General features: G+C 34.1%; 11 protein-coding genes. 7 read left to right on the plus strand and 4 right to left on the minus strand.

Translation table 11 applies throughout. The features are described 5' to 3' along the window. Positions 1-86 precede the first annotated feature (86 nt). Positions 87-1,382: an ATP-dependent RNA helicase RhlE gene (gene rhlE / locus A9G48_RS06575; protein WP_080715886.1), complete on the plus strand. Its 1,296-nt coding sequence runs from the start codon at positions 87-89 to the stop codon at positions 1,380-1,382. 17 nt (positions 1,383-1,399) lie between these two features. Then, positions 1,400-1,735: a YggL family protein gene (locus A9G48_RS06580; protein WP_034945793.1), complete on the plus strand. Its 336-nt coding sequence runs from the start codon at positions 1,400-1,402 to the stop codon at positions 1,733-1,735. A 63-nt stretch (positions 1,736-1,798) separates the two neighbouring features. Here the strand turns inward: A9G48_RS06580 and A9G48_RS06585 are convergent, their stop codons facing one another. Beyond that, the gene (locus tag A9G48_RS06585) at positions 1,799-3,391 is read right to left on the minus strand and encodes an ABC-F family ATPase (RefSeq protein WP_034945790.1); all 1,593 of its coding nucleotides are present in this window, start codon (positions 3,389-3,391) and stop codon (positions 1,799-1,801) included. Between the two features lie 780 nt (positions 3,392-4,171). Between A9G48_RS06585 and A9G48_RS06590 the strand changes: the two genes are divergently transcribed. Next, complete coding sequence (locus A9G48_RS06590; RefSeq protein WP_034945787.1) at positions 4,172-5,029, plus strand: carboxylate/amino acid/amine transporter; 858 nt, start codon at positions 4,172-4,174, stop codon at positions 5,027-5,029. A gap of 13 nt (positions 5,030-5,042) precedes the next feature. Here A9G48_RS06590 and A9G48_RS06595 read toward each other — a convergent pair whose 3' ends face one another. Then, on the minus strand, positions 5,043-5,996 hold the full coding sequence (locus A9G48_RS06595) for an AEC family transporter (protein WP_065569167.1): 954 nt from the start codon (positions 5,994-5,996) through the stop codon (positions 5,043-5,045). A gap of 10 nt (positions 5,997-6,006) precedes the next feature. Beyond that, positions 6,007-6,780: a peroxide stress protein YaaA gene (yaaA, locus tag A9G48_RS06600; protein WP_034945779.1), complete on the minus strand. Its 774-nt coding sequence runs from the start codon at positions 6,778-6,780 to the stop codon at positions 6,007-6,009. A 76-nt stretch (positions 6,781-6,856) separates the two neighbouring features. Between yaaA and A9G48_RS06605 the strand changes: the two genes are divergently transcribed. The 3 genes from A9G48_RS06605 to rnz all read left to right on the plus strand — a co-directional run bounded on the left by A9G48_RS06605 (position 6,857) and on the right by rnz (position 8,653). Next, the gene (locus A9G48_RS06605; RefSeq protein WP_034945764.1) at positions 6,857-7,084 is read left to right on the plus strand and encodes a YccJ family protein; all 228 of its coding nucleotides are present in this window, start codon (positions 6,857-6,859) and stop codon (positions 7,082-7,084) included. Positions 7,085-7,193: 109 nt separating this feature from the next. After that, positions 7,194-7,637 (plus strand): lysozyme inhibitor LprI family protein, encoded by a 444-nt coding sequence (locus A9G48_RS06610; protein ID WP_034945745.1) that lies wholly within the window; start codon positions 7,194-7,196, stop codon positions 7,635-7,637. Positions 7,638-7,735: 98 nt separating this feature from the next. Further along, the gene (gene rnz, locus A9G48_RS06615) at positions 7,736-8,653 is read left to right on the plus strand and encodes a ribonuclease Z (protein WP_034945717.1); all 918 of its coding nucleotides are present in this window, start codon (positions 7,736-7,738) and stop codon (positions 8,651-8,653) included. 44 nt (positions 8,654-8,697) lie between these two features. Here the strand turns inward: rnz and argE are convergent, their stop codons facing one another. Next, positions 8,698-9,855 carry an acetylornithine deacetylase gene (argE, locus tag A9G48_RS06620; protein WP_034946217.1) on the minus strand — a complete coding sequence of 386 codons (1,158 nt, stop codon included), beginning with the start codon at positions 9,853-9,855 and terminating at the stop codon, positions 8,698-8,700. Positions 9,856-10,116: 261 nt separating this feature from the next. Here argE and A9G48_RS06625 point away from each other — a divergent pair, with 261 nt between their 5' ends. After that, the gene (locus A9G48_RS06625) at positions 10,117-11,190 is read left to right on the plus strand and encodes an HlyD family secretion protein (protein ID WP_034945694.1); all 1,074 of its coding nucleotides are present in this window, start codon (positions 10,117-10,119) and stop codon (positions 11,188-11,190) included. Positions 11,191-11,194: the final 4 nt, after the last annotated feature.

The following is an 11,194-nucleotide window of genomic DNA, read 5'->3' on the forward strand; positions in this document are numbered from 1 at the left end:
CTGTATTTTTAAATAAACAAACAATTATTATTCAATTGCTTTATAATATAAAAATAACTTTCTTTCGTTTATTTAGGAATTAATTCATGTCATTTGACTCTCTTGGCTTAAATGCCAAGATTTTAAAAGCAATCCAAGAACAGAACTACACTCAACCCACCCCCATTCAACAACAAGCTATACCAGTAATCTTATCTGGCAAAGACCTTATGGCTAGCGCACAAACAGGAACAGGTAAAACGGCAGGTTTTGGTTTACCAATACTGCAAAAACTCGTAGAACAGCAAGCAAAAGAAGCCAATAATTCAAAGCCTAAAAAAGGCAAACGTCCTTTATATGCTTTGATTTTAGCTCCAACTCGTGAGCTCGCTGCACAAATTGGCCAAAATATTCGTGAGTATAGCCGTTATTTACAGATTAGGTCATTAGTAGTATTTGGTGGGGTGAGTATTAATCCGCAAATGATGAAATTGCGTGGTGGTGTCGATGTTTTAATTGCAACTCCTGGGCGGCTGCTTGATTTAGTTCAACAAAATGCGGTGGATCTTTCAACCATTAAAATGTTAGTGTTAGATGAAGCCGATCGCATGTTAGATATGGGATTTATTCATGATATTCGCCGTGTGATTGCCAAACTACCTAATAAGCGACAAAATTTAATGTTTTCGGCAACTTTTTCGGATGAAATAAAGACATTGGCACAAACGATTCTACAAGCGCCAGAAGTGGTTGCTGTCGCTAAAACTAATAGTACCTCAGAGCAAATTACCCAATATGTGCATCGTGTTGATAAGCGTCGTAAACGCGAATTGCTTTCATACTTAATTGGAAAAAATCAGTGGCAACAAGTGTTAATTTTTACGCGTACAAAATACGGGGCTAATCATTTAGCTGAGCAATTAACGAAAGATGGTATAAAAGCAGCCGCGATTCATGGCAATAAAAGCCAAGGTGCTCGTACTAAAGCTTTAGCAGATTTTAAGAGTGGACAAATTAGAGCATTAGTCGCAACCGATATTGCGGCAAGAGGGCTAGATATTGAGCTGCTGCCCTATGTAGTTAATTATGAGTTGCCACAAGTTGCTGAAGATTATGTACATCGTATAGGGCGAACAGGGAGAGCGCAAAATCAAGGTCAAGCGCTCTCACTTGTGTGCATTGATGAACTGCCACAATTAAAAGCCATTGAAAAACTAATTAAGAAAACCATTCCAGAAATAACTACGCAAGGTTTTGAAGTGGATCCAAGAATTAAAGCAGAGCCAGTGAAAAAAACATCATCAAGACAATCCGCTCACAAAAGAAACAACACAAATCAAAATAGTGTGAAACAAACTAATAAACACATGAACTTTAAAAATAAACAAAGTTATACTCAATAAAATAGAAGGAAACTACTATGGTAAATCGCAGCAGACGTTTACGAAAAAAATTACATATTGAAGAGTTTAAAGAATTAGGTTTTACTGTTAGTTGGTCATTTGACGAAGGCACAACCGAAGAAACTTTAGATAATATTGTTGATCAATTCATTCTTGAAGCTATTCAACCCAATGGCTTAGCTTATGAAGGAAGTGGTTATTTAAATTGGAAAGGTATAGTATGCACCCAAAAACTAGGTAATTGTACTGAAGAACATCGTGACATTGTCACAAAATGGTTAGAAAGCCACGGTTTAAAAAATGTTAAAACCAGCTCACTTATAGATATCTGGTGGGATGAATTGGATTTTTGATGTGTTAACTAATCAATTGAAATAAAGCTAGCCACTAATGTGGCTAATTTTATTGATGAGAGATTATTCTATTCCTTGGCTACGTAAGTAATCTTCATAATTACCAGTATAGTCAATCACTTTTTCAGCGGTGATTTCAATGATACGAGTTGCCAATGAGCTCACAAACTCACGATCGTGTGAAACAAAAAATAGGGTGCCTTGATAAAGCTCTAACGCCATATTAAGTGATTCAATGGATTCCATATCTAAATGGTTTGTTGGCTCGTCCATAACAATAATGTTAGGGCGCTGCATCATCAATTTACCAAATAACATACGTCCTTTTTCGCCACCAGATAAGACTTTAACTTGCTTTTTAATATCGTCTTGTGAAAATAATAATCGCCCTAAAATACTCCGTACCGCTTGCTCGTCATCGGTTGGTTGCTTCCACTGACTCATCCAGTCAAAGACCGTTAAATCTTCTTCAAACTCGTATTCATGATCTTGGGCATAATAGCCAATATTGGCATTTTCTGACCATTTTATATCACCTTGTTCAGGTGTAAGCTCGCCCATTAACGTTTTTATTAATGTGGTTTTACCAATACCGTTTGTCCCTAAAATTGCGACTTTTTCACCCACTTCAACCATTAAGTTTAAGTTTTTAAATAAGGGATCACTGTCAAAACTTTTGGTTAGGTTCTCAACGACTAATGCATTACGATAAAGCTTTTTATCTTGCTCGAAACGAATAAATGGATTTTGACGGCTTGATGCTTTTACTTCTTCCAATTGGATTTTTTCAATCTGTCTTGCGCGTGATGTGGCTTGTTTTGATTTAGAGGCATTTGCGCTAAATCGGCTTACAAAAGATTGTAGTTCACTTATTTGGGCTTTCTTTTTAGCATTATCTGCTAATAAACGCTCTCTGGCTTGCGTTGATGCAGTCATATAATCGTCGTAATTACCTGGATAAATTCGAAGTTCGCCATAATCCAAATCTGCCATATGTGTACAGACCATATTCAAAAAATGTCGATCATGCGAAATAATAATCATCGTACTTTCGCGTTGATTTAAAGTATCTTCAAGCCAACGGATAGTATCGATATCCAAGTTATTGGTCGGTTCGTCGAGCAATAAAATATCGGGATTTGAGAATAAGGCTTGGGCTAAAAGTACACGTAGCTTCCAACCTGGAGCGATTTCACTCATAAATCCATAATGTTGCTCAATTGGAATACCCACACCTAATAATAATTCTCCTGCACGAGCTTCGGCACTATAGCCATCCATTTCGGCGTATTGGGTTTCCAAATCCGCAACTTTAAAGCCATCTTCTTCACTCATTTCGGGTAAAGAGTAGATGCGATCACGTTCTTGTTTGATCTGCCATAATTCGGTGTGTCCCATAATTACGGTATCAAGTACGGTAAACTCCTCAAAAGCAAATTGGTCCTGACGTAACTTACCTAATCGTTCATGCGGATCTAAAGCAACATTGCCTGAAGTTGGCACTAAATCGCCACCAATAATTTTCATAAAAGTGGATTTGCCGCTACCATTGGCACCAATTAGGCCATAACGGTTGCCATTACCAAATTTAACTGAAATGTTCTCAAATAATGGCTTACTGCCAAATTGCATTGTAATGTTATTTGTACTTAACACGAAAATTTACTCTCTTTAACATGCGTTTGCCCAAAAGGTATCAACCTTGAGTGAAGTCGCAAAAAAATATGAATTGGCGCACATTATGCCATATTTTAAGTTTTTTGAGGATGATTGTTTTACTTAAGGTAAAAAGCAGCACGTTATTTTCGCTTTGCTATCATTTATTTAAAACAATTAATATTTTTAAATAATTATTTAGTTCATTTTATCTTAAAATACGAGTAAACCATTACAGGAGTTTAAAAATCAAGATTATGAAAAGGGGGAATTGTTTTTTATTGTTTTTATGAAAAAGAAATAATGTCATCATATAAAGATAAATAATTAGGAAAAAGTATTAAATATTTAAATTATGCTATTGAAGAAGGCTATTATTGCTACGAAGACAGGGTATTGTCGAATATTATTTGAATTATATAGATGTTTTCAATTGAAATTGATATTGAAGATAAACAATCAAAAAGAAAAGTAATAGATAGTGAAATAATAGAAGCATAAAAAATACATTGAGTTATTTAATAAGGTTTACACAAAAGTGGGACTGTGGAGTAAATAAGAAAAATTCAGCTAATTTTTAAGTTATTAGTATAGAGAAATGAAGAAATAAATATTATTAAAATCGCTAAATATTAATCTCAGATCTAATTTTAATTATTAATTGCTTCAATAATTTTATTGATATTCGTACTAAGATAAGTTTGAGTATATATAAAGTTTACAAGTGTTATATCAATTGATACGATGCAAACTATTTATCATTCTTTATATTAATTAACGATGTTTTATCTTATCTTTGTGACCATTGTTTGGTCATTCTCGTTTAGTTTTATTGGCGTTTATCTAAGTGGGCAGGTTGATACTTGGTTTGCAGTGGTTACGCGCGTTTTGTTAGCATTTATTACCTTTTTACCTTTTTTACGCTTTAAACATATTAAGCTTAAAACCACGTTTCTTTTAATGGGGGTTGGGGCTTGTCAATTGGGGATTATGTACTTTTTTTATTATAATTCCTTCCAATATATTTCAGTACCTGAAGTGCTGTTGTTTACTATTTTTACGCCAATTTATGTCACGGTTATTTATGATTTGTTACAACGTCACCCGTTAAGGTTTAGTTATCTTTTAACGGCAATAATAGCAGTTATTGGTGCCGCTATCATTCGTTATGATCATATTAGCTCAAACTTTATTATTGGCTTTTTATTAATTCAAGGAGCTAATATTGTTTTTGCCTTAGGGCAGGTTGGTTATAAAAGAATTATGGAAATGTACCCAATGCCCCAACATCAGGCTTTTGCTTGGGTTTACTTTGGGGCGGTAATTGTGGCCACATTAGGGTGGTTACTTTTTGGCGATGTATCAAAATTACCTACATCTAATTTACAGTGGGGGATTCTTATTTGGCTTGGGGTGATTGCATCTGGTGTTTGTTATTTTTTATGGAACTATGGCGCAACAAAAGTCGATTCTGGCACGTTGGCTATTATGAATAATGTGGTGATTCCAACAGGAATTTTAGTGAATGTGGTGATTTGGCATCAATCGCTCGATTGGCTACGCTTTATATTAGGTAGTGTAGTTATTGTGTTGGCACTCTTGCTACACTACAAAGTTAAAAACCGCTCATTACATTAAGAATAATAAGTAGTTAAGGTAAATGTGTCATAATCGATAAAATCAATGGCGTTGTGATTGAAGACAGTGCCGTTGATATTAACAAGCTTGAAGCTATAGGACCTTGTAACACTTCAAATTGCCTTGCCATCATATAACAATTTATTGCAATTGATACCGAACTGAGTAAGACCAACACTTGTAATTCTAAAGTTGGCAGCCCTAAGAGTTTGCCCATAATATAGGTAACAATCGGTAATACGGCTAATTTTAAAATACAGATAGAAGCAGTAATGAGTAATTTGTCGCGAATTTTATATTCAGAAAGTCCCATACCTAAAACAATGAGCGACAGTGGCGCTGTCATATCACTGACCATTTTGGCTGATTTATCGATAAAGTTAGGCATAGGTAGACCAATAAAATTCACAGCAATGCCTGTAAAAATACCAATAATTATCGGATTTTTAGAGACATTTTTAAATGCTTTAATAAACCCTTTGCCTGAAAATTTACCCATTTGTACAAATTCGATCGAAACTGTCGCTAATGTCCATAAAATTAAAGCATTAAAGATAACGATTATTGCCACAATAGGAATGGCTTCATCGCCAAGTAACGTTTTGATAATAGGAATGCCGACAAATACAGTATTAGTATAGATTCCTCCCATGGCAAATAGGGTACTTTGCGAACCATTTAATTTCAATAATTTTGAGGCAATCAAACACCCTATTGTAAAAACAATAAAAGATCCACCAAAAAAAACCAATAATAAGTTTATATCGATTTGTAAGTGTTCAGAAAAATGGCTCATAATCTGAAATAGCATAATCGGAAAGGCAATATAAAAGGTAAATTTGGTTAAACTGTCAGTTATTGTTTTTGACCAACGACCAATTTTTACGGCTAAATATCCTAATAGAATTAAGATAAATAAGGGCAAGGTAGATAAAAACTGTGCCCATAATGTAGTAAGAAATTCCATATCTGTTATTTTACTGGTGATTACGAGTGAAGTACCATTCTAAATCAGTTGAGCGTTTAGAATCAAATTGATAGCCTTCAAGATTAAAGCTTTTAATATCCTGATAATTGTCAATGCTGTTTTTTATAATAAAACGACTCATGAGTCCACGTGCTTTTTTAGCATAAAAACTAATGACTTTATAGGTATCTTTGCTTTGATCTAAAAAGATAGGTTGAATTATAGTTGCATTTAATTGTTTGGGTTTGATCGCTTTGAAATATTCGTTTGAGGCTAAATTGATTAATGTGCGATGTGATGATTTGGCTAGTTCATTATTAAGATATTCAGTTAATTTATCGCCCCAAAATTGATAAAGATTAGTATTATTACCATTTTTTAAGCGGATCCCCATTTCTAACCGATAAGGCTGAATTAGATCAAGTGGTCTTAAAATGCCATAAAGACCAGATAATATTCTTAAATGAGATTGTGCAAATTTTAGATCTTTATCAGTAAAATCTTCAACATATAATCCTTCATAAACATCGCCTTTAAATGCAAGTATAGCTTGTTTTGAATTTTCAATGTTAAAATCACTATGCCAATTTTGGAAGCGTTCATAGTTAAGTTTGGCTAAATTTGAACTAATGGACATTAATTGAGTTAAATCAGATACTGTCAACTTTTTACAATATTCGATGAGATCTTTAGATGCTTGTATAAATTGTGGTAAAGTATGCTGTGTTGTAATTGGAGGATTTTGGTAATCAAGTGTTTTAGCTGGTGAAATAATTGTTAGCATAAAAACATAGACCTATTGTAATTTACATCAATAGAGGGTATTTTACACTTAATCTTACAAAATAAGGAATCATAATATGAATTCAAGTAAAAAAGATATACATAATATCCACGCTTGGGCAAATCTTCGAGAAACTTCAATAGAAATTGCCGAAGCTATTTTTGAATTAGCCAATTATGACGAAACATTAGCTGAACAGATCTGGTCAGAAGGCAACGATGAAGTTTTACCACTAGCCTTTTCCAAAACTAAAGCAGATAAATTATTTTGGGGTGAACAGACTATTGAGCGTAAGAATATTTAGCATTTTAAGCCCATGCGTTAACAAATTATTGTTTAATTAAGTTAGGCATGGGCTCTATTTTATGAAGTTTAATAATGTATAATAATGATTTTTCAAAAAAGGATAAGAAATGAAAAGTATAAAGCTAATTGGTTTTTTGCTAATAGCTTATATGCCATTTTTAGCCTTTGTTGCCCCAGCGGCCCCTGTTCAAAATGAACGTGATTTACGAGCAGAATGTGGTATTTTTTCTCAAGCAGAAATGCGTGATTGCTTAAAGAAAAAAGTTATAGGTAGTCAGAAAGCCTTGCGCCAAGCAGAAGAAAAAATGGCAAATTCTCTTTCAAATTTGAAAGAAGATCGTAAATATATTCATCAGGTAAAAGTACAACTTACTGCATCAAGCCGGGATTTTGTGAAGTATCGAGATTCCCAATGTGCATTTGCTTCATCTTTAAGAGGAGGAGGCATAGGTAATACAGCTGAAATAAGTCGATTAGCCTGTATTACTGAGCTGAATAATCGACGAGCAGAACAACTACGAAATGCGTTGTCAGATATGTCCTTGAAGTAAAGCTGTCAAAGATCACTTAGAAATTTTACTTAAAATAGCTTGTTTAATTAGATAGATAAACTAATTTGAAAATATAAAGGTTTATAAAATATATTAGCATGAAAATTACTTTTTTAGGTACTAGTGCAGGTTTGCCTACTACTGAGCGTAATGTCAGTAGTATTATACTTGATCTTAGACAAGAGAAGGGGAAATTATGGTTGTTTGATTGTGGTGAAGCAACGCAAATTCAAATGCAAAAAGCTAAGTTTAGTCTTTCAAAACTCGAAATTATTTTTTTAACCCACTTACATGGTGATCACCTTTTTGGATTGCCTGGCGTTTTAACTTCCCGTTCTTTAATGCAAAACCAATCACCGCTAACATTAATTGCGCCTAAAGGCATTAAACAATTTATCGAAACTGTGATAGAAATTAGTTACTCTTGGCTAACTTATCCACTTAATATTATTGAACTAGAAGCAGATAGAACCGTATTTGAAGATGAGAAATTTTATGTTGAAGCCAAATTATTAAGACATCGTGTACCATGCTTTGGTTATCGCATAATTGAAAAAGATCGACCTGCAGCCTTAGATATTGATAAATTACGGCAAGATAATGTTAATATTGGCGCTTATTATGCTTTTTTAAAAGCAGGGAAAACAGTGACACTTGAAGATGGGCGAGTGATTGATGGTAGTAACTATCAAGGAGATATTAAAAAAGGCAAAAAGCTGGCTATTTTAGGTGATACAATACCTTGTGATGCCTCAATTGCATTGGCAAAAAATGTCGATGTGCTAGTTCATGAAGCAACGCAAGAAAAAGCGTTGGAGCAAAAAGCCATTGAGCGAGGACATTCCACCACTATACATGCTGCAAATATTGCCAAACAAGCTAATGCAAAAAAGCTTATTATGACTCATATAAGCCCTAGATACAGTTTAAATGACAATAAAAAGTTAGTTGATGAAGCAAAAGACGTTTTTGCTAATACAGAAATGGCTACCGATTTTGCAACTTTTTCCATTTAATAAAATTTCGCTGACATTATCATATCAGCGAATAAAAAAAGAGATTAAAGACAAAAATCTCTAATTAGCCTTTCTATAGTTGATTTTGTCGGTTTTAAAAACTCCATTGAAATAAATTCATCGGGTTGATGTGCTTGTTCAATAGATCCAGGTCCTAATACAATCGTTGGCGAAATTTGGTTTAGATAAGGTGCTTCGGTGCTATAGTTAACCGTTTCAGCATTATGATCTACCAATTTTTCAATATGTTTTAAGGCTGGGTGATCTTTTTTACATTCATAGCCTGGAATTGGAGCAACCTCATATTCAATAGCAATTCGATTTGGGTATTTATCCATGACGGGCTGTAATGCTTCACAAAGTGCATTATGAACTGAATCGACATTATTATCGGGTAATACACGAATATCAATGACAAGCTCACAACAACCACAGATACGGTTGGCTGCATCTCCACCATGGATAACGCCTAAATTTAGGGTAGGATAAGGTACACTGAAACCATCATTATGATATTGTTCTTTAAATTTTTGTTTTAATATTAACAAGCGTTCAATGACTAAATTCATGACTTCGATAGCATTAATACCTTTATCGGGATCGCTCGAATGCCCTGATTTGCCAATCACTTTTATCGAATTGGAGATAAAGCCCTTATGTGCACGGATTGGTATTAACGATGTTGGTTCCCCAATAATTGTGCAATCAGGTTGCAGTTGGGTATTTTTGGCAAAAAATGAAGCGCCTGCCATTGTGGTCTCTTCATCAGCCGTTGCCAAAACATAAATAGGGTTAGTGAGTTTTTTAAGATCAATATCACGCAGTGCATCTAGAATAAAAGCAAAAAAGCCTTTCATATCGGCAGAACCTAATCCATATAACTTATTGTTATCTTCAGTTAATTTAAAGGGATCTTTAGTCCATTGCCCTTCATCAAAAGGGACAGTATCAGTATGTCCACTTAACAATAAACCGCCTTTGGTTTTATTTTCGCTGTTTGAATAAGTAGCAAGCATATTATATTTATGACGAGTATTAGGAACTGGTTGAATATCAATAACAAAACCTAAATCTTCAAACCATGCAGCTAATTTGTTGATCAAAGGTTGATTAGAATAATCCATTTTTTCATTGGTAATATTGCTAATGGTTGGTGTTGAAATTAGTTCGTTATAAAGGGTTAAAAATGAAGGGAGAGCCATAAAATTACCTTTAAATGATCGAAGATATGCTTTTTTAAATGTTATAAGCATAACATTTGCCTTTTCATTTGCCTATCTCTTAATTTTATTGATTTAATTACACTATATTTAATCTTTTTTTAGCTTTTATTGCGTTTGTTTTATGAACGGATTTTATTTGTCATAAACATTTGATACTATTTAAACAATAAAGTTAAACAACCTATGACGATTTATTGTTGCGTTAAAATTTGTTATAAATTTTTTAAAATAAGGTGTTATATGAAAAACATAAGCAGGAAGTGGATTGTTATTGTAGTTGTTATTATTGCTATTATTTTTATTTTATGGCAGCAATTAAAAACTGATGGGTATGGTTCAGATTTTATTAGTGGCAATGGACGTATTGAAGCGACTGAAATCAATATTTCAGCTAAATTAGCCGGTAGAATAGAAAAAATTAATGTTGATGAGGGCGATTTTGTTAAAGCAGGTCAAGCTTTAGTCGTCATGCAAACTGATACCTTACAAGCACAACTTAATGAAGCTCAAGCTCAATATCGCCAAGCGGTTAGCAATGAAGCAAGTGCTAAAGCGCAAGTGGCATTAAAAATGAGTGATAAAGTTGCAGCACAAGCAGGTGTAAGCCAAAAGGAAAGTGACTTAGATATTGCCTCAAAACATCTACAACGAACTGCTGCCCTATATCAAAAAGGGGCAATATCTATTCAACAATTTGATGATGATACAGCTAAAGTAAACAATGCTAAAGCAGCATTAGATTCTGCCAAATCACAAGTTACTGCCGCTGATGCTGCAATTGCTGTGGCCCAAGCCGGTGTTGATAGCGCCACATCGGCAATCAATGTTGCAAGTGCTAATATTAGAAGAATTCAAGCTGATATCGATGATAGTACTTTAAATGCCCCTGTTGACGGTCGTATTCAATACCGAATTGCACAATTAGGCGAAGTTTTACCTTCAGGCGGAAAAGTATTAAATTTAGTTAATTTGTATGATGTTTATCTCACATTCTTTTTACCTGAAACAGTCGCAGGTAAAGTGGGTATTGGTGATGAAGTGAGATTGATTTTAGATGCACTACCAGATAAAGCAATTTCTGCCAAAATATCGTTTGTATCAAGCGTTGCGCAATTTACTCCTAAAACAGTTGAAACTAAAGATGAGCGTCAGAAATTGATGTTTAGAGTAAAAGCGCAATTAAGCCCTGAATTATTAAAATGCTTTATTAATCAAGTAAAAACAGGCTTGCCGGGTGTGGCTTGGGTAAAACTTGATTCAAAAGCTCCGTGGCCGTCTGGCTTATCTGATGTTGCAAAATGTCCAACAAAATAATTAG

The sequence above is a fragment of the Gilliamella sp. wkB18 genome (genome assembly GCF_001690875.1).
Taxonomy (GTDB): Bacteria; Pseudomonadota; Gammaproteobacteria; order Enterobacterales; family Orbaceae; genus Gilliamella; species Gilliamella apicola_A.

Excerpts from the sequence above, each read along its gene's own strand:
- A9G48_RS06610 (WP_034945745.1), top strand. The coding sequence starts at position 7,194 with ATGAAAAGTATAAAGCTAATTGGTTTTTTGCTAATAGCTTATATGCCA.
- A9G48_RS06625 (WP_034945694.1), top strand. The coding sequence starts at position 10,117 with ATGAAAAACATAAGCAGGAAGTGGATTGTTATTGTAGTTGTTATTATT.
- rnz (WP_034945717.1), top strand. The coding sequence starts at position 7,736 with ATGAAAATTACTTTTTTAGGTACTAGTGCAGGTTTGCCTACTACTGAG.
- A9G48_RS06590 (WP_034945787.1), top strand. The coding sequence starts at position 4,172 with ATGTTTTATCTTATCTTTGTGACCATTGTTTGGTCATTCTCGTTTAGT.
- rhlE (WP_080715886.1), top strand. The coding sequence starts at position 87 with ATGTCATTTGACTCTCTTGGCTTAAATGCCAAGATTTTAAAAGCAATC.
- A9G48_RS06595 (WP_065569167.1), bottom strand. The coding sequence starts at position 5,996 with ATGGAATTTCTTACTACATTATGGGCACAGTTTTTATCTACCTTGCCC.
- A9G48_RS06605 (WP_034945764.1), top strand. The coding sequence starts at position 6,857 with ATGAATTCAAGTAAAAAAGATATACATAATATCCACGCTTGGGCAAAT.
- A9G48_RS06580 (WP_034945793.1), top strand. The coding sequence starts at position 1,400 with ATGGTAAATCGCAGCAGACGTTTACGAAAAAAATTACATATTGAAGAG.
- yaaA (WP_034945779.1), bottom strand. The coding sequence starts at position 6,780 with ATGCTAACAATTATTTCACCAGCTAAAACACTTGATTACCAAAATCCT.
- argE (WP_034946217.1), bottom strand. The coding sequence starts at position 9,855 with ATGGCTCTCCCTTCATTTTTAACCCTTTATAACGAACTAATTTCAACA.